Raw genomic sequence first — 17363 nt, 5'->3', positions numbered from 1 at the left:
GGGTTTCTATGTCTACATCAGTGTCGACTGCGGGAAAATCGCCATCCAAAAAGATGACGATTGGCACGCTGGCGGTGATGAATATCGTCGCCGTGGTGAGTCTGCGTGGCCTGCCCGCCGAGGCCGAATACGGCCTGAGTTCCATTTTTTATTATGTTTTTGCTGCACTAGTGTTTCTGGTGCCAGTGTCGCTGGTCGCGGCTGAATTGGCCACGGGCTGGCCGGAAAAAGGCGGCGTGTTCCGCTGGGTGGGCGAGGCTTTCGGGCCGCGCCTGGCATTTGTCGCGATGTTCATGCTTTGGACCGAGGTGACCGTATGGTTTCCGACGGCACTGACGTTCGCGGCCGTGTCGCTGGCTTTCGTCGGCCCTGACCAGCAGTGGGATCAGGCCTTATCAGCGAACAAAGAGTTCGTATTGGCGATCGTGCTAGGCATCTATTGGCTGGCCACGTTCATCGCCTTCAAGGGCGTGGCGACCTTCGCCCGGGTGGCGAAGTGGGGCGGCATCATCGGCACCATCATCCCCGCCATCATCCTGATCGTGCTGGGCTTTGCGTATCTGTTCTCGGGCCAAACCCCGCAGATCTCCCTGTCGGCTGCCACGGCCATCCCGGACTTCAGCAACTTCAGCAATATCGTGCTGGCTGCGAGTATCTTCCTGTTCTACGCCGGGATGGAGATGAACGCCATTCACGTGCAGGAAATCGACAATCCGACCCGCAACTACCCCATCGCCATCATTCTGGCTGCGGTGGGTACGGTGTTGATTTTCGTGCTCGGCACCCTGGCCATTGCTTTCGTCGTGCCGCAATCGAGCATCAGCCTGACCCAGGGTCTGCTGATGGCGTATAACGACATGTTCCATTGGGCTGGCCTGGATTGGCTGGGACCGGTGATCGCGATTGCGCTGGCCGTGGGCGTGCTGGCCGGTGTGGTGACCTGGGTTGCCGGTCCGTCGACCGGTCTGCTGTCGGTCGCCAAGGCAGGCTATCTGCCGCAATGGTGGCAGCGCACCAACAAGAACGGCATGGCCACGCACATTCTGCTGGTGCAAGCCAGCATCGTGACCTTGCTGGCCATCTTGTTCGTCGTGCTGCCCTCCGTGCAGGCGGCTTACCAGATCCTCAGCCAGCTGACCGTGATCCTCTACCTGATCATGTATCTGCTGATGTTCGCCGCCGCTATCCGTCTGCGCTACAGCCAGCCGAACAGAAAGCGTCCGTATCGCATTCCTGGCGGCAACGCGGGGATGTGGATTCTGGCCGGCGCCGGCTTCCTCGGCTCCCTGCTGGCTTTCGTGTTCAGCTTCATCCCGCCCGATCAGATTTCGGTCGGCAGCCCGCAGACCTATGTGGGTATTCTGGTGGTGATGGCTGCTTTCTTCGTGGCGTGCCCCTTCGTGATCTACGCGGTCAAGAAGGATAGCTGGCGCAGCACGGAAAGTGACTTCGCGCCCTTCACGTGGCAGCAGACCGCGCAAGCCGCCGCCAAGCCGGCCGCGCCCTCGACGCCTTCTGCCTCTTGATTCATCCGGCGGGCCCGCGGGCCCGCCGAACCCAGGAATTTGCCATGAATTTGGATCAATCCAACTTACAGAAGCTGGTGGATGACGCGCATGCGCGTCACTCCAAGACCAGTGGCGGCGCCAACGCCAGCTACATCCCTTATCTCGCCCAGGTGCCCTCGCACCTTGCCGGCGTTGCCATCGTCACCGTGGATGGCAAAGTCGCGTTTGCCGGCGATGCGGATTACCCCTTCGCCATCGAGTCGATCTCCAAGGTGTGCACGCTGGCCGCCGCGATCGACCAGGTCGGGTCGGCCTCCTTGCGCCACAAGATCGGCGCCGATCCGACCGGGCTGCCGTTCAATTCGGTCATCGCGCTCGAACTGCACAAGGGCAAGCCGCTGTCGCCGCTGGTCAATGCCGGCGCGATGGCGACCGTCAGCCTCTTGCAGGCCAAGGACACCGAGGCTCGCTGGCAAGCCATTGTCGACATTCAGAGCGCGTTGGTGGGGTCACCCGTCAAGCTCTCGGATGACGTGAATCGTTCCGAGCAGGACACCAACTTCCATAATCGCGGCATTGCCTGGCTGCTGTACGCGGCCAACGCGATGTACTGCGATCCGATGGAAGCCTGCGACGTCTACACGCGCCAGTGCTCCACGCTGGTGACGGCCACGCAATTGGCGACGATGGCCGCCACGCTGGCCGGCCGGGGGCACAACCCGGTGACGGGCAAGCAAGTCGTCAAGGCCGAGCATGTGCGCCACATTCTGGCCGAAATGACCATGGAAGGGCTCTATGAGCATTCCGGTGACTGGGCCTACAACGTCGGCTTGCCTGGCAAGAGCGGCGTCGGGGGCGGTTTGCTCGCCGTGGTCCCGGGGGTGATGGGTATTGCTGCCTTCTCGCCGCCGCTGGATGTTGCGGGCAATAGCGTTCGCGGTCAGTTGATGGTGGCGGATATCGCGCGCGCTGTGGGCGCGAATATCTACGACAAGCAGTGATAACCGGCAAGCGCGGCCCTCGCGGGCCGCACTCCGCCGGGCGGTCAGTTCGGGGCCCAGAAGACGTATTCGGCCTTGAACGGGCTGTCGGCACCTTGACCCAGGCGGCTGTTGTCGCAGGCAGCCGCCGGGATGCCGCCGCCGGCGCTGACCAGGCGCTGGATGTAGGTCACGCGCACCAGCACCCCGGCGCCTTGCACGGGGTTGGCCATGACGAGCTGATCGTACAGCTGGTCATTGCCGCTTCTGACCCGCACGACTTCCATCCCGGTCACGCTGGAGCCATCGGCGGCGGTCCAGGTTTCCGGCGGGCTGGTGTAGTTGCCATTCGGGGAGCCGGCGGTGCCGGTCAGCTTGGCCTGGCTGCTGGCGATGGCCCAGGCGGGCGTACCGGTGGCAGCCTGGCACTGGTAATGCACAACGCCCTGCGCCGTGGTGCGCCAGGCAACGTAATTGCCCGCGGGTACCTGCATCAGGGGAGGAACCGGATCGGCCGCCTGAGCCCCGCTCGAAGCGGTGGCAAGCAAGGCGGCAACGATCAGGCCGAACGTGTGGCGACGATGGTGCAGAGTCGGGGTCATGCGCTCTCCGGAATGGATGCAAATCAGGAATAAGTGACGAAGAAACCGCGTTGTCGCGGTGATTCTACAGGCTGCTCAGAGCGCCGTAAGGGGCGGGGCGCCGGTTTTTGGAAATGTTGATGTTTACCTCTGATGCGCCACGCCATGATCGCTGAATCCGCAGTGTCCAAATCCAACGCTGCGCCCGAACAGCGCGGCTCTCTCTGGTGTGCGATCGTCGCCACCTACCTCAGTACATCGATGGGCGGCGCGGTCAGCCTGGTGCTGCCCATCATCGCCTTGCAGTTGGCTTTACCTGCGTATCAGGTGCAGTGGGTGATCGGCGGCTATCTGCTGGCGCGCGTGGCGCTGCTCAAGATCGGCGGCACCCTGTGCGACCTCCTCGGATCGCGCCTGGTCTTCGTCACGGGCTTGAGCCTCTTCGGGCTGTTCTCGCTGCTCTGCTCGATGGTCAGCGGCGCCGATACCCTGATCACGCTGCGCATCATGCAGGGCGCGTCGGCGGCCCTGTTGTCGCCGGCGTCGCTTCTGGTCGTGCGCGGCAGCGTGCCGCCCCAGGGCGAGGCGCGAGCCTTGAGCTATTGGTCGCTGGCAGCCATCGTCGCCCAAGGCGGCGCGCCCGTGCTGGGCGGCTATCTTGCGGATACGCTGGGCTGGCCTTCTATCTTCTCGTTCTGCGGCGTGGCCAGCGCCTTGCTGGTGGCGGTTTATCTCTTCGTGAGCAAGGCTCCCGCGCAGGCGCCGCGCAAACCCGGCGCGCTCGCAGCCTTGCTGCCGGACGTCGCGGTGTCGGCCGTGCTCGTGGGGCTCGCCCTGCTGATCAATGATGGCTACCTGTGGGTGGTGGGCGGCGTGCTGCTGGTGATTCTGGCGGCCAGCCTGGTGGCGGTGCGGCATCGTCTGCGCCAGCCTGGTTATCTGCTCGGTGTCCTGGCGCGGGTGCCCATCGTCCTCACCGGGCTGGGCGGCTTTGGCGCCGTCACCATCGCGCTGCTGTGGGGGTCTTACTTCGTGCAGCGCGATCTGCATATGTCCGCGATGATGTTCGGCGCCAGCTGTGTACCTTTCGGGGTGCTGGGCATTGCATCGACGCCGCTGGCGGACCGGCTCATGCAATCGCAACGCTACGCCACGTCCTTTGTCATCGGCGGCGTGGCCATCGTGGGCGCGGCGGCCGCCGCCTATCTGGCCGAACAATGGCATTCGTATGCGCTGGCGGCCACAGTGATGGCCGCCCTGGGCGTGGGCTACGCCTTCATCAATGGCTCGATCTCCGCGGCCTTGCTGCACACCTATCCGGCGGCCAACTCGGGAGGCGCGGCCTCCATCGCCTCCTTGTCCAAGCAGTTCGGCCAGTTGGTGGGCGTGTCGGCATTTGCCGCCTACCGCGATTTTTCGGGTAGCGCCGCAGGCTCGGATGAGCGCTTGTTCATCATTCTCGGGACGGGCGGCGCCGTGATGCTGATAAGCGCCATGTTGTCGGGCGTCTTGCAGCGGCGCAGCGCGGCTGGCGCTTGAGCGGCCCGGCAGGTAGGCAGGACAGTCTTTATCTTTGCGGTTCGGTGAGCCGAACGTTTTGACCAGGAGCAGTGCAACAATGTACGCATCACGCAGCAGCATGGGACGCGGCCCAGCTCGTTTTCACCCTTCGGTTCTGCGGCAGGAACCCTGCCAGTGCCGCGCCCATGGCCCTTTGGCTTCCTGGTTGCACCGGCGCATCGAGAATGACCTCGTCGTGCGCATGGCCGCCGGAGGCATGGCGCAGGCGACGCAGCCCGCAGCCGCTTTCCGGTCCGACAGCGCTTTCATGGGCGAGCCCCAGAAAAGCACCAAGCCCGTCCTGTTCGTGAATCTGCGCCTGTTCGACGGGCTGAGCGCCCAGCTTCGTGACGGGGTGATCGTCCGGGTCGAAAACAACCACATCACCGACATTCTGCCCGCCAGCCATACCGAGGAAGGCGCCAGCGTGGTGGATTGCGGCGGGCGGGTGCTCATGCCCGGGCTCATCGACGCTCATTGGCATTCCATGCTTTGCGGCATCTCGCAATTGGCGGCCATGTCGGCCGACCCGGCCTTCATCCATCTGCTGGCCGCGCGCGAAGCACAGAACACGCTGATGCGCGGCTTTACCAGTGTGCGTGACGCCGGCGGCCCGAGCTTTGCGCTCAAGCGCGCCATCGATGAGGGCCTGGTACACGGCCCGCGCATTTATCCGTCGGGGGCCATGGTGTCGCAGACCTCGGGCCATGGTGACTTCCGCATGAGTTACGAGGTTCCTTCGCGCCCCGGCACGCTGAGCCACTTCGAAGAAGCCGGCGTGAGCGCGATCGCAGACGGTTGCGACGAGGTGCTGCGCCGCGTGCGCGAGCAACTGATGCTCGGCGCCTCCCAGATCAAGATGATGGCCGGCGGCGGCGTGTCTTCCTTGTATGACCCGCTGCACAGTGCCCAGTTCACGGAAGAGGAATTGCGCGCCGGCGTGCGCGCCGCCGAGGACTGGGGCACTTACGTCATGGTGCACGTCTATACGCCGGGCGGCATTCAGCGCGCCTTGAAAGCCGGTGTCAAATCCATCGAGCATGGTCAGCTGGCCGATGAGGAGACCGTGCGCATGATGGCCGACAACGGTGTCTGGTGGAGCCTGCAACCCTTCTTCGGCGATGAGGATGCCAACCCGCATCCGGATCCGCGCAGCCATGCCAAGCAGGTTCAGGTTTCCGAGGGGACCGAGCGCGCCTACGCGCTGGCGCAGCGGTTCAATGTCAAAACCGCCTGGGGCACCGACATCCTGTTTTCGCCGCAACTGATTGAGCGTCACAGCCACATGCTGTCCAAGTTGACGCGTTTGTACGCGCCGCTGGATCTGCTGCGTATCGCCACGGGTCAGAACGGTGAGCTTCTGGGCATGTCTGGCCTGCGCAATCCTTACGACAGCCCGGTCGGCCAGATTGCCGCAGGGGCGCTGGCCGACCTGCTGGTGGTCGATGGCGATCCGTCCAAGGATCTGGACTTCCTGAATGCGCCCGACAGCAATCTGCGCCTCATCATGAAAGACGGCAAGGTCTTCAAAAACGCGCTTTGAGGGGGGCCTGCCCTCACGGGGGCATGGCTGCCGCGCAGGATGGTCAAGCCGCTTTCCCCGCGTGGTCTACGCGGGCAAGGCGGCTTTTTTTCGCCTCGGCGCCGCCGGCTCACACGGCAGTGCTCGGGTGAACCACCGCCGCCTCGTGTGCATCAGTCCAGGCGCGGGCGCGTGCTTCAGTGCCTCGCGAGCTTGCTCGCCTGGTCGCAATGGTCGCGGATCAGGCCGATGAGGCAGCGGGCAGGGGACGAGAGGCTGACGTCCGAGCGGTGAACAATGTAGAAGTCGCGGGTGATGTCAGGGTTCTGGATCCGCGCGACGTGCAGGCCCTGGTCGCGCACATCGAACAGCGTGGGCATGACCGCGACGAAAGCGCCGTTGCGCACCAGGCTGAGCATGGTGGCCAGTTGGTCGACTTCCAGCTTCCAGGGCCGGGCGATGGCGTTCGCGTGCAGCACACTGTCTATCTGCAAGCGTGTTGAACTCAAGGGGTGCAGGCCCACGACAGGCAGATCGGCCAGGTCGCGCCAGCTCAGTGTTGCCGGAAAGCCGGCCAGGGCCTGGGGATTACGGTAGACCAGGTTGTAGTCATAAGTGCCCAGTTTCTGCACCGCCAGGGACTGGGGAAAGGTCACCGATGTCGTCACGGCGAACTCGACGTCGCCTTCTTCGACCATTTGCGTGACGACCGTCGCGTTGGAGTCCCGGATGCTCAGGAATACGCCGGGGAACTCGGCGTAAAGCGCGGGCAACACTTTGGGCAGCACCGAGTAGCCGACGGAAGCCACCGCGCCCAGCCGCAAGCTGCGGGCGTCGCCCTGTGCGGACCGGGCCGCTTCCGCGACCGAGGCATCCAACTGACTGAGCGCGGGCAGCACGCGTTCATACAGGCTCACGCCCAGAGGCGTCACCACCAGACGCCGCGTGGTGCGCTCGAAGAGCTTGCCGCCGATTTCGGCTTCGAGTTTGGCGATGCGGCGGCTCAGCGCCGAGGGGGTGATGCAAAGCACTTCCGCGGCGGCTGTGTATTGCCCGCAGCGCACCAGGCAACAAAACGCCCGCAAGTCCTCGATGTCGTAATTGATTCTCATGGATCAATAATCGTTGATATTTATTCGTTTGACGAAAATATAGCAGGCGCAGCATCCTTCGTTCCACTGAAAAAACGGAAGATGTAAATGCGTGCAGAAGAGATTTGCCTGCGTTCGATCAGCTCGTTCTTTGTGGGCGGAGACACGGCGGTCATCGAAGGTTTGCCCGTGGAGCACCGCAGCATGGTGCTCAATGGTTATCCGCGCGAAGTGGATCCGAATGGCGAGCACGTCTATGGCCAGATGTACGTGCAGCACTATCGCCAGGCGCGGCCGCGCCATCCCCATCCGGTATTGCTGTGGCATGGCGGCGGCATGACGGGCTGCACATGGGAAAGCACCCCAGATGGCCGCGACGGATGGCTCATGCGGTTTCTGCAGGCGGGCTACGACGTGCTGGTCAGCGATGCCGTGGAGCGGGGGCGCTCATCCTGGGCCCGGTTTCCGGAAATCTATAAAACTGCGCCGGTTTTTCGTCCCAAGAAAGAAGGCTGGATCAATTTTCGCCTTGGCCCGCAGTACGGCCCCGGCACGCGCGTGGCTTACCCGGGGCAGCAGTTTCCCGTCGAGGCGTTCGATGCCTTCGCCCAGCAATGGGTGCCCCGCTGGCCCGGGCACGAAGCAATGATTCTGGCCGCCTACGAGGCCTTGGTGCGGCGCGTGGGCCCTTGCCACATCGTGGCCCACAGCCAGGGCGCGGGTTTTGCCGCCGAAGTCGCCCGCCGCTTGCCGGCCTCCGTGGTCTCCGTGGTCGGCGTCGAGCCGGGCGGGATGCCCGAGCCGCAGGGCGCGCTTGCGCTGCCGCGCCATCTGGTGGTCTGGGGCGATTACATCGAATGCTCGGGGCCGCATTGGCAGACCTATCGCGCCCAGGCCGATGCCTACCTGGCCAGCGTGGCGGCCGGCACGGAGATCGCGGTGCTGGACTTGCCGGCGCACGGCATCCACGGCAATTCCCACCTGCCCATGATGGATCGCAACAGCGACAGCGTGTTCGAGCGCATCCGGGCCTGGATTGAGCAGTAAGGCAGTTTGATACCTACAACATGGAGACCGTTATGACCCGTTTTACCTTCCTGCCCTTGGCGCTCAGCCTGGGGCTCGCGTTGGCCCCCGGCCTTGCCAGTGCGGCGGCAGACTATCCCTCGCAACCTATCAAGATGATCGTCGGCTATGCGCCTGGCGGCTCCGTGGATACCTTCGCGCGTATCGTCGCACCCAAGCTGGGGGCGGAATTAGGCCAGACGGTCATTATCGAAAACCTGCCCGGCGCGGGCGGCGTCATTGCGGTCTCGCGCGCCACGACAGCCAAGCCCGACGGCTACACCATCCTGATGGGCATTGTGTCGGATGTCGTGCTTGCCCCCCTGGTGCAGAATGCCGCACGCTACACCTACAAGGATCTGACCGCCATCGCTCCGTTGGGCACCAGCGGCGTGGGGGTGGTGGCCAATCCGCAATTGGGCATCCGTTCCTTCGGCGATCTGATCCGGCGAGCCAAGTCTGAACCGGGCAAACTGAACTACGGCGCGACCGGCGTGGGGTCTTTGCCCGCCATTGCCATGGAGAGCTTCAAGAAAGTCACGGGCACCGATATCACGTTCATTCCCTATGCCAGCGCCTCGAAGATCGCGACCGATGTCATCGGCGGCAGCGTGGACCTGGCCGTCTCCGGTCTGCCCGCGCTGCTGGAAATCATCAAAAGCGGAAAAGTGACCCCGATCGGCGTCATGAGCCATGAGCGGGATATCGGCAATCTCGACATTCCGTCGGCGGGCGATACCCCCGAACTGAAAGGCATGGACTACTACTTCTGGACCGGCATGTTCGCGCCGAACGGAACGCCCGAGCCGCTGGTGCAAAAGCTCAATCAGGCATTTGCCAAAGTGATGGCCCAGCCGGATGTGCAAGAGCGCTTCAAGACCCTGGGGGTGAAAGTGAGTGCACCCACCACGCCGGCTCAGTTCGGCCAGTTCGTGGCCGACAGCCACGAGCAATGGGCGTCGGCCATCAAGGATGTGGGAATCCAGCGGCAATAGCGCCAGAGGAGGGCAGCCCGGCCCTGCAAGGCCAGGCTGCCGTGGTGGCCGGCCCGCTGCGGGCGCAGGCCACCGGGCCGTCGTTCTGTGTTTACTGCGCCTGCAGATTCGACGCTTTGACCAGCTGGGCCCATTTGTCGACTTCGGTCTTGAGGAAGGCGGCGGCTTCGGCGGGGGTGTCCGCGACCAGATCGATGCCGTCGCGCGCGAGCATCTCTTTCATCGCCGGCGTGTTCAGCGCCTGGCGCGAGGCCTGGTTCAGTTTGTCGATGATGCCGGCAGGGGTGCCCGCGGGGGCGGCCAGTACGAACCAGTTCCGCGCCTCGAAGCCCGGCAGCGTTTCGGCCACGGTCGGCACGTCCGGAAGAATCTCCATACGTTTGGCGCCTGTGGTGGCCAAGACCCGCAGTTTGCCGGACCGCACATGCACCAGCGAGGAGGCCGGGTTGTCGATCATCAGGTCGACCTCGCCGCTGATCAGGTCGACGAAGGCCGCACCCGCGCCCTTATAGGGGATCTTCATGAAATCCACTTTGGCTTGCTGGGCCAGCATGGCAGTGGCCAGCGCCTGAATACCGGTGCTGGCGCTGAGCGCGAAATTGATCTTGTCCGACTGCTTGGCCTGATTCAGCACATCCTGCAGGGTGTCGCCCTTGAATTTATTGCTGGCCACCAGCACCTGAGGCGCGGCCGCCATGATCATCACCGGACTGAAGTCCTTGATGGGGTTGTAGGGGACATCCGGGTAAAAGGCGGGCGTGGTGCCGAAGGCCGCGGAACTGAGCAGCAGGTTGTAGCCATCGGGCTTGGCGCGCGCGATGTCGGAGGCGCCTATCTGGCCGGTATTGCTCGGCTTGTTCTCGACGATGACGCTTTGCCCCAGGATCTCGCCCAGTTCTTTGGCGAAAGGCCGCGCCAGCGCATCGACGCCGCCGCCAGCGGCAAAGGGCACGACGATGCGCACGGCGCGATCCGGGAATTCCGCCTGGGCGGTGCTCACGCAGCACAACGCCGCCAACAACGAACCGATGATTTTCTTCTTCATGCTTGTCTACTCCTTAAAGGGTTGTCAGCTGCGGGAGGCCGCCAGGCGCATGGGCAGCGCGGCATCGGGGGCGCTTTCCAGGGACCAGACGGCGTCGATGAGGCGATCGACATCGATATCGGCCTGGCCGTAGCGCGCGAGGTCGCGCAGCTTTTGTTCGATCTCCTGGTCTTCGAGGGGGCGCATTAATGAGCCCCGGGGCGCATCGATTTCGCGCCGCAGGGTCGAGCCGTCGGCAAAGTCGATACGCAGCTTGACTGCATCGACCGACATCGCGGCATCGTCCTGAAACACGAGCCGGGTGCCGAGCTCGCGCAGCGCCGGGTCGGCGACCGCTTCGTCTGAAAACTCGGGCAGGCCCGCCCGGCCCCGCACCAGGGACACCGCGACCGCATGCTGCGCGCTGACCTGGGACAGCCGGCCGCTGGTCACGCCCGGCCGGTCGGTGCGCTGGCGCAAAAGCGGGTGGCCGGTCAGTTCCATGCGCGCAATCCGGGCCCACCCGCCGTGGGCGATGTCGGGATGGCTGGCAAGCTCCAGGCAGGCGTCGATGACGGGGTTGAGGACGACCCCGCACGGGTAGGGCTTGTAGGCGTTGTTCAGCAGCTCCCAGCGCTGGCCGAGCTCGCCGGTGATGGCTTGCAGGCGCGGGTTGTCGCCCGCGACCCGCAGATAGCCGCGCTCGCCTTCCAGCGGCTGGGCGGGTCCGTCGAAACCTTCGGCCGCCAGGAAGGCGGACAGCAGACCGTTGCGCGCGGCATTGCCCACACTGATGCTCTTGGCGCCGGTACCCAGCGCCTCGACCAGGCCACCGGCCTGCACGGCGGCCGCACCCAGGGCATGCCGGTTCTGCCGCGCATCCAGGCCCAGCGCCTTGGCCGCTGCCATGGCCGCGCCGAAGACGCCGCAGGTGGACGTGATGTGCCAGCCGCGCGCGTAGTGCTCCGGCGAGACGGCGTTGCCGATGCGGCAAGCGGTTTCGACGCCGAGCACAAAGGCATGCAATAGCTGCTGCCCCGTCATGGGCCGGGTTTCCGCCAATGCGAACAAGGCGGGCGCGACAGGAGAGGTCGGGTGGATGATGGTGGGATGGTGGGTGTCGTCGAAATCGAAGACATTGGCTGCCATCGCATTGAGCGCGGCCGCGGTCAAGGCATCCACGCGGTCGGTCCGTCCCGCCACGCTGGCTTGGCGATTGGCGGAAAAGCGCGAGTAAGTCCGCACCGCGATGTCGATGGAAGGCGTGCGCGCCGCCGATAGCGCGACAGCGAAGAAGTTCAGCAGCGCCCGGTGGGCGGCGTGCCGTACGGGTTGCGGAACGTCATTCCAGGAAGACTCGGCGACAAAGCGGGCCAACGCCGAAGAGGGCGTGCTGGCATCGCGGGAAACGGCTGCAGTCATAGTCATTTCACTTGATTGGGAAGCCACATCACGATCTGGGGGAAGACGTAGATCAGGCACAGGAAGAGCAGGATGATCAGCACGAAGGGCAGGGCGCCGCGAATGATGTCGCCAAACCTTGCCTTCTCGTTCATGCTGCGCAGCACGAACAGCACCATGCCCACCGGGGGCGTGATCAAGCCCACTTCGATCATCAGCACCAGGAAAATGCCGAACCAGATGGGATCCAGACCGAGCGCCATGGCGATCGGATAGGTCACCGGCAGGGTCATCAGCATCATGGCGATGGATTCGACAAACATCCCCAGGACCAGGTAGATGAGCACCATGGCGGCCACCACCCATGCCGGCGATAGATTGGCGCCCTGGATCAGGTTGACGGTTTCGCGCGGCAGGCGCAGGTAGTCGAATACCCAGCTGAATATGCCAGCGCCCACGACGATGAGCAGCAGCAGGGCCGTCACCTTGGCGGAGTCGTAGGCGATTTCCATCAGGGCACGCCAGCTCAACTTGCCTCGTGCCAGGCACAGCACGAACGCGCTGACAGCGCCGATGGCTGCCGCCTCGGTGGGGGTGGCGATGCCCGCGTACATGGATCCCAGCACGGCGCCGATGATCGCCAGAAACGGGATCATGCTGCGCGAGGCACTGAGCTTCTCGCGCATGGTGTAGGCCCTGGCCGGCGGGGCAGCCCCAGGGACCGTCAAGGCCCAGATCAGTGCGCCCGCCATAAAGCACGCCATCAGCAGCAGTCCGGGAATGATCCCGGCCAGAAAGAGGTGTGTCACCGAGGCGCCGACCGTCGTGCCGTAGATGATCATCGGGATACTCGGAGGAATCAGAATGCCCAGGGTCGCGCCCGCGGCAGCCACCCCATAGGTCAGGCGCGGGCTGTAGCCCCGCTGAATCATGTCAGGGCAGGCGACCTTGCCCAGCGTGGCGGCGGTTGCCAGGCTGGAGCCCGACACGGCGGCAAAAATGGCCGACGCGCCGGCCGACGCGTGGGCCAAGCCGCCCGGCGCGCGGCCGAACCAGCGCACCAGGGCGTCGAACATCCCGGAGGTGATGCCGCTGCGCAGCAGCAAGCCGCCCATGAAGATGAACATGGGCACGGCGGTCAGGGTGAAGGTATTGGTGCTGCTCCAGGCACGTTCGGCCAGCAGGGACAACTGCGGGCGCGACAGCAGAAAGTACACCCCGAAAAGCCCGACCATACCCAGGGCCACGCCGATGCGCACGCCAAGAAACAGCAGCAATACCATGCTGAGCACTAGCAGCGAGGCGACATAGCCCAATGAATGGCCGCGTGCAAGCGAATACAGCAAGGCGCAGCCCCCGACCAGCAACACAAAGTGCACCAGCGTGGTGACACCGCTCCAGGCCCAGACCGCGATGAGGAAGGCGATCGCGATAATGAGCATGCCCCAGTCGAAACGGCTGCCGGCCATGGCCAGATTGTTCGGCCCCAGGACCACGAGCAGCAATCCCATGATGGCGAGGGCCGCCGGCGCCAACCAGCGCCGCAACGTATCCGAGGGAGGCTGCAGGCGGTAGAGATCCACCAGGATGCTCAGGCAGAACACCAGCATGCCCAGCGACACGGAGAGCTCCGGGATCCATTGCGCGGTGGAAAGCAGCCCCCAGTCGCGCGTGTCGTTGATGTACTCGCGGATGTTGAAGCTGGCCATCTGCCAGCACAGCACCACGCTGAACAAGAGCGCAACCCACTGGCCCAGCAGTTCGGTCTTGACGCGCGCCGGCGCCGACAGGCGGTCGACCCACAGCTCCACCTGCACGTGGGCATTGGACGATTGCGCGGCCGCCAGGCCGAAAAACACCGTAGCCACCAGCAGGTAGCCGGAGATTTCCGTGGCCCACGCCGTCGGAGAGTTAAAGGCGTAGCGCGAAAAAATCTCATAGCACATCGACAGCGCCATCAGCAGTAGCGCGGCCGTGGCGAGCGCGCCCGAGCAGCGGGAGATGGCGGCAAAGCCTCGGATGAGGCTGAAGTCCGCGGCGTCGCTGAGCGGATAAGGCGACGTGTTCGCCAATTCGTCGGGTTGTACGGACCCCTGCGCGGGTATCTCGATGGTACTCATTGCTGTCTCCTCGTGGCCCCGTGCGTGATGGTGTGTCCCCAAGTTGAGAACGATTCCCGCCGAGTTTGTTATGACGATATTATAGACATATTGTATTATTGCCTGCTTATAAAATTTACACAGCGCACAGCGCACCACCTAAGGAGGATCACCATGAACCCAACCCAACTTTTGCCCGCGAGATTCCGGGTCTTTGTGCTGGCCGGCGCGATGGGCGCCGCGCTGTGGGCGCAAAGCGCCCGCGCAGAGACTTATGACCTGACCATGGCGGTCATCACTTCACCCGGCGATGGCTATTCGATACTGACGGCGTCGGTGCCGGAGCGTGTGGCCAAGGCCACCGATGGCAAGGTGAAGGTGACGGTCAGCGATTCGCTGGTGCCGCCGGCCCAGATGGCCACGGCCGTGCGCGAGGGGCGCGTCGACATGAGCGCGGCGCTGCATACCTATCTGGCTGCCGATGAGCCGCGCATGGGCATCTTCAACCTGCCCGGGCTCATCAATAACATCAAGGAATACAAGCAGGTCTGCGACGCCTTCTGGTGCGAAGACACGCGCAAAATCTGGAAAGACAAGTGGGGCGCGATCGTGCTGGCCGAGGGGGCTTGGTGCACGCAGCAATTGTTCTCCAAGGATCCGATCCACAAGGTTGAGGACTTCAAGGGCAAGCGTCTGCGCGTGCATAACCCGCAGACGGCGGAAGTGGTCAACGCCTTGGGCGGCAAGCCGGTTGCCATGCCCACGACCGAGATCTTCCCCGCGCTCGAGCGCGGCGTGATCGACGGGCTGTTCATTTCCACGTGCGTCGGCGGCTCACTGGAATTCTGGCGGCTTGCCAAGAACGTGCAGAACTGGAGCCTCGGTCCGATCAACGGCTGGGCGATTCTGGTCAATCCGGAGAGCTGGCAGAAATTGCCGCCCGAGCTGCAGAAGCAGGTTCAGGGCGCCATGGATGAACTGCAGCAGGATGCCTTCGGCAAGTACGATGACTACGTCGCCAATGCCCGCCAGGCCATGGAGAAAAATGGGGTGACGTTCTGGGTCGCGCCCGACGAAGAAAGGGCTAAACTAATGCAGCAAAAGTACATCGGACCTGCCTATGACGCGTGGAATAAGCGTGCCAAGCAAGTCGGATTTGACGGCCCGGCCTACCTCGAGCGTGTTCGCAAAGTGTTAGGCAAGAGCGAAACCCAGTAAGCAACGGGCGTATTCAACGGTATCCGGGGCGCCCGCCACGTTCCGGATACCTTTCAGCATTCCATTCATGACTTCTCACGCAGAGCCACAAGACGATTTCAAGGTCCAGCGCGTCGCATCCGTGTTGCGCCACAGCGTGACCGAAAGCATTCGCAACGCAATCCTGGTCGGCCGGTTTCAACCCGGCGAGCGCCTGCCCGAACGCGAGCTGTGCGAGATGACCGGCGTCAGCCGCACCTTGGTGCGCGAAGCGTTGCGTCAGCTGGAATCCGAGGGGCTGATTCTGGTGATCCCCCACCGCGGACCCGTGGTCGCGCGCTTGTCTCCCGATCAGGCCCGCGGCATCTATCAGGTTCGGGAAGAACTCGAAGGACTGGCCTGTCAGCTCTTTGCCGAGCAGGCCGGTGAAGCACAGCTGCTGGCATTGCGCGAAGCCTTTCAGGGCCTCAAACGCGCCTTGACCCGCGGCACGGCGCTCGAGCAGATCGCGGCCAAGAATTCCTTTTACCAGCAGTTGCTCGACGGCGCCGGCAATGAAGCGCTGACCAACACGCTGCGGCTGCTCAACTCCCGCGTGATGCTGCTGCGCTCGACCTCGATGCAGGCTCCCGGGCGCGCCAAACACAGCGTGGCCGAACTGTCCGACCTGATGCAGGCGCTGGAGGCGCGCGACGGCAAGGCCGCGCGCATTGCGGGCAGCCTGCATGTGCGCAATGCCGCCAGCGTGGCCATCGGCATTCTGCAAGATTCCCTCAAGGCCGAGGCCGCGGACTGACCGCTGCCCCGGCTTGCAGGCAGGCTCAGCGCGCCGCCTTGCCGAAGGGATCCGCGTTGACAGGCGCGTCCACGGTATAGGGCAGGTCCTGAGGCAGGCCGGCCAGGCTGCGCATCAAGGGGTAAATGGCGCTGTAATCCTGCGCGCCGCGACCTTGCGCCCGCGCCGCCGTGTATGACTGGTACGCCGCGCTACCCATGGGCACGCAGGCACGGCTGCGCGAGGCCAGTTCGAGCGCCAGGCCCAGATCCTTGTGCGCCAGGTCCACCTGAAAACCGGCTGACAGATCCCCCCGCAGGACTTTGTTCGGGTAGGTAATGTTCATGTGCCCCAGGCCGGCAATCGTGCCGCGCATGACCTGCAGCGCCAGCTCCACGCTCAATCCGCAGGCTTCGGCCAGCGTCAGGGCCTCGGCGGTCAGGGCGTTGAGCGAAATCCCCATGAAGTTGTTCACCACTTTGACGCGCGAGCCGCCGCCGACGTCGCCGCAATCGATGATCTGGTTGCCCATGCACAGCAGGGCTTGCTGAGCGCGGGCCTTGTCCTGCGGCGCGCCGCTGGCCAGGATGAGCAGGGTGCCGCGCTCGGCTTCCATGGCCGAGCGCCCGACGGGAGAATCCAGCATTCGCAGTCCGTGGTCGGCCAGCAGGCGGGCGATGGCATCGGTTTCCTGCGGCAGGATGGTCGACATATTGATCAGCAGCGACGCGTCGGACATCGCCGCCAAGGCGCCATCCTTGCCTTCGAGGGCTGCGCGTATATGCGTGGCCGTGGGCAGCATGGTGATCACCAGGCCGGCCCCGGTGGCGGCCTCCCGCGCGCTGCCGGCGCGCTTGCCGCCGGCTTGCACGAGGGCTTCGAGCGCCTGGGGATTGAGATCGAAGCCCGTGACGGCAAAGCCGCCCTTGACCAGGTTGCGCGCCATGTGCAGCCCCATCGCCCCGAGGCCGATGAATGCGACTGAATCTTTGCTCATTGTTATGTCTCCGTCCAAATCGTGCTGTGTGGTGTTCCGGCGTCACCGCTGCGGGTGAGCCGGAGGTGCGTCCGGGGCCGGTCTGAGCGCCGGCTTGAACCGGCTCAGGAAAGGGTGTTTTCTTTCTCGACTTCGGTGATGACTTCGCGCACGGCCTTCATGGCGTCCAGGGCCGAAGGCACGCCGCAGTAAATGGCGGCTTGCAGCACGACCTCGGTCAGTTCTTCCTTGCTTACGCCGTTGTTGAGCGCGCCACGGATGTGCAGGCGCAGTTCATTGGGCCGATTCAGCGCGATGAGCATGGCCAGGTTCAGAAAGCTGCGGGTTTTGCGCTCCAGCCCGGGACGCGTCCAGACTTCGCCCCAGCAGTACTCGGTCACGAGTTTTTGCAGCGGGGCAGTCAGGTCGTCGGCGCTGTTGAGCGACTTGTCGACATAGGTATCGCCGACCACGGCGCGGCGGACCTCCAGGCCTTTCTGGAATTGTTCAGTTTGGAATTCAGGCCTTAATGCCATGAGATTTGTCTCCCGTAATTGAGTGCGGTGCCGGACCATCCACTTGCCACCTG

15 protein-coding genes are annotated in these 17363 nt (G+C 64.2%); 8 read left to right on the top strand and 7 right to left on the bottom strand.

What is annotated here, in order from left to right:
- Nucleotides 1-53: 53 nt before the first annotated feature.
- Nucleotides 54-1526, top strand: a complete 1473-nt coding sequence (gene gadC / locus CAL22_RS13460; RefSeq protein ID WP_244193884.1) for a putative glutamine/gamma-aminobutyrate antiporter GadC — start codon at nucleotides 54-56, stop codon at nucleotides 1524-1526.
- Nucleotides 1527-1570: 44 nt separating this feature from the next.
- Nucleotides 1571-2509 carry a glutaminase A gene (glsA, locus tag CAL22_RS13455; protein WP_094814074.1) on the top strand — a complete coding sequence of 313 codons (939 nt, stop codon included), beginning with the start codon at nucleotides 1571-1573 and terminating at the stop codon, nucleotides 2507-2509.
- Between the two features lie 44 nt (nucleotides 2510-2553).
- Here glsA and CAL22_RS13450 read toward each other — a convergent pair whose 3' ends face one another.
- Nucleotides 2554-3090, bottom strand: a complete 537-nt coding sequence (locus CAL22_RS13450; RefSeq protein WP_094814073.1) for a DUF3455 domain-containing protein — start codon at nucleotides 3088-3090, stop codon at nucleotides 2554-2556.
- Nucleotides 3091-3252: 162 nt separating this feature from the next.
- Between CAL22_RS13450 and CAL22_RS13445 the strand changes: the two genes are divergently transcribed.
- Both CAL22_RS13445 and CAL22_RS13440 read left to right on the top strand, forming a co-directional pair.
- Entirely contained in the window at nucleotides 3253-4608 is a 1356-nt protein-coding gene (locus tag CAL22_RS13445) for an MFS transporter (RefSeq protein WP_167383639.1), read from the top strand.
- 100 nt (nucleotides 4609-4708) lie between these two features.
- Nucleotides 4709-6172, top strand: coding sequence for a metal-dependent hydrolase family protein (locus CAL22_RS13440; RefSeq protein ID WP_094816599.1), 1464 nt, complete (start codon nucleotides 4709-4711; stop codon nucleotides 6170-6172).
- A gap of 176 nt (nucleotides 6173-6348) precedes the next feature.
- Here the strand turns inward: CAL22_RS13440 and CAL22_RS13435 are convergent, their stop codons facing one another.
- Entirely contained in the window at nucleotides 6349-7263 is a 915-nt protein-coding gene (locus CAL22_RS13435) for a LysR family transcriptional regulator (protein WP_094814069.1), read from the bottom strand.
- Nucleotides 7264-7350: 87 nt separating this feature from the next.
- Here CAL22_RS13435 and CAL22_RS13430 point away from each other — a divergent pair, with 87 nt between their 5' ends.
- Nucleotides 7351-8289: an esterase gene (locus CAL22_RS13430; protein WP_094814067.1), complete on the top strand. Its 939-nt coding sequence runs from the start codon at nucleotides 7351-7353 to the stop codon at nucleotides 8287-8289.
- Nucleotides 8290-8321: 32 nt separating this feature from the next.
- Nucleotides 8322-9302, top strand: coding sequence for a Bug family tripartite tricarboxylate transporter substrate binding protein (locus CAL22_RS13425; protein WP_094814065.1), 981 nt, complete (start codon nucleotides 8322-8324; stop codon nucleotides 9300-9302).
- 91 nt (nucleotides 9303-9393) lie between these two features.
- Here CAL22_RS13425 and CAL22_RS13420 read toward each other — a convergent pair whose 3' ends face one another.
- Genes CAL22_RS13420 through CAL22_RS13410 form a run of 3 tightly spaced genes read right to left on the bottom strand, consistent with a single transcriptional unit; the run spans nucleotide 9394 to nucleotide 13847 of the window.
- The gene (locus tag CAL22_RS13420) at nucleotides 9394-10347 is read right to left on the bottom strand and encodes a tripartite tricarboxylate transporter substrate binding protein (protein WP_094814063.1); all 954 of its coding nucleotides are present in this window, start codon (nucleotides 10345-10347) and stop codon (nucleotides 9394-9396) included.
- A 24-nt stretch (nucleotides 10348-10371) separates the two neighbouring features.
- The gene (locus CAL22_RS13415) at nucleotides 10372-11754 is read right to left on the bottom strand and encodes an MmgE/PrpD family protein (protein WP_094814061.1); all 1383 of its coding nucleotides are present in this window, start codon (nucleotides 11752-11754) and stop codon (nucleotides 10372-10374) included.
- On the bottom strand, nucleotides 11751-13847 hold the full coding sequence (locus CAL22_RS13410; protein ID WP_094814059.1) for a TRAP transporter large permease subunit: 2097 nt from the start codon (nucleotides 13845-13847) through the stop codon (nucleotides 11751-11753). Before CAL22_RS13410 ends, CAL22_RS13415 begins: the two co-directional genes overlap by 4 nt.
- 153 nt (nucleotides 13848-14000) lie before the next feature.
- On the opposite strand from CAL22_RS13410, the gene CAL22_RS13405 reads away from it, so the two are divergent.
- On the top strand, nucleotides 14001-15044 hold the full coding sequence (locus CAL22_RS13405) for a TRAP transporter substrate-binding protein (RefSeq protein ID WP_244193882.1): 1044 nt from the start codon (nucleotides 14001-14003) through the stop codon (nucleotides 15042-15044).
- Between the two features lie 67 nt (nucleotides 15045-15111).
- On the top strand, nucleotides 15112-15819 hold the full coding sequence (locus CAL22_RS13400) for a GntR family transcriptional regulator (RefSeq protein ID WP_094814058.1): 708 nt from the start codon (nucleotides 15112-15114) through the stop codon (nucleotides 15817-15819).
- Between the two features lie 25 nt (nucleotides 15820-15844).
- On the opposite strand, the gene yihU is transcribed toward CAL22_RS13400, so the two are convergent.
- The gene (yihU, locus tag CAL22_RS13395) at nucleotides 15845-16795 is read right to left on the bottom strand and encodes a sulfolactaldehyde 3-reductase (RefSeq protein ID WP_094814056.1); all 951 of its coding nucleotides are present in this window, start codon (nucleotides 16793-16795) and stop codon (nucleotides 15845-15847) included.
- A 104-nt stretch (nucleotides 16796-16899) separates the two neighbouring features.
- A complete protein-coding gene (locus tag CAL22_RS13390) occupies nucleotides 16900-17310 on the bottom strand; it encodes a carboxymuconolactone decarboxylase family protein (protein WP_094814054.1) in 411 nt (136 codons plus the stop codon).
- Nucleotides 17311-17363: the final 53 nt, after the last annotated feature.

This window comes from Bordetella genomosp. 12 (genome assembly GCF_002261355.1).
Lineage (GTDB): Bacteria > Pseudomonadota > Gammaproteobacteria > Burkholderiales > Burkholderiaceae_B > Bordetella.
Note: the sequence above shows the minus strand (reverse complement) of the source record. Positions and strands in the feature narration are given on the sequence as shown.

Excerpts from the sequence above, each read along its gene's own strand:
- CAL22_RS13450 (WP_094814073.1), bottom strand. The coding sequence starts at position 3,090 with ATGACCCCGACTCTGCACCATCGTCGCCACACGTTCGGCCTGATCGTT.
- CAL22_RS13415 (WP_094814061.1), bottom strand. The coding sequence starts at position 11,754 with ATGACTATGACTGCAGCCGTTTCCCGCGATGCCAGCACGCCCTCTTCG.
- CAL22_RS13435 (WP_094814069.1), bottom strand. The coding sequence starts at position 7,263 with ATGAGAATCAATTACGACATCGAGGACTTGCGGGCGTTTTGTTGCCTG.
- CAL22_RS13405 (WP_244193882.1), top strand. The coding sequence starts at position 14,001 with ATGAACCCAACCCAACTTTTGCCCGCGAGATTCCGGGTCTTTGTGCTG.
- CAL22_RS13420 (WP_094814063.1), bottom strand. The coding sequence starts at position 10,347 with ATGAAGAAGAAAATCATCGGTTCGTTGTTGGCGGCGTTGTGCTGCGTG.
- CAL22_RS13425 (WP_094814065.1), top strand. The coding sequence starts at position 8,322 with ATGACCCGTTTTACCTTCCTGCCCTTGGCGCTCAGCCTGGGGCTCGCG.
- CAL22_RS13400 (WP_094814058.1), top strand. The coding sequence starts at position 15,112 with ATGACTTCTCACGCAGAGCCACAAGACGATTTCAAGGTCCAGCGCGTC.
- CAL22_RS13440 (WP_094816599.1), top strand. The coding sequence starts at position 4,709 with ATGGGACGCGGCCCAGCTCGTTTTCACCCTTCGGTTCTGCGGCAGGAA.
- CAL22_RS13410 (WP_094814059.1), bottom strand. The coding sequence starts at position 13,847 with ATGAGTACCATCGAGATACCCGCGCAGGGGTCCGTACAACCCGACGAA.
- CAL22_RS13430 (WP_094814067.1), top strand. The coding sequence starts at position 7,351 with ATGCGTGCAGAAGAGATTTGCCTGCGTTCGATCAGCTCGTTCTTTGTG.
- glsA (WP_094814074.1), top strand. The coding sequence starts at position 1,571 with ATGAATTTGGATCAATCCAACTTACAGAAGCTGGTGGATGACGCGCAT.
- yihU (WP_094814056.1), bottom strand. The coding sequence starts at position 16,795 with ATGAGCAAAGATTCAGTCGCATTCATCGGCCTCGGGGCGATGGGGCTG.
- gadC (WP_244193884.1), top strand. The coding sequence starts at position 54 with ATGACGATTGGCACGCTGGCGGTGATGAATATCGTCGCCGTGGTGAGT.
- CAL22_RS13390 (WP_094814054.1), bottom strand. The coding sequence starts at position 17,310 with ATGGCATTAAGGCCTGAATTCCAAACTGAACAATTCCAGAAAGGCCTG.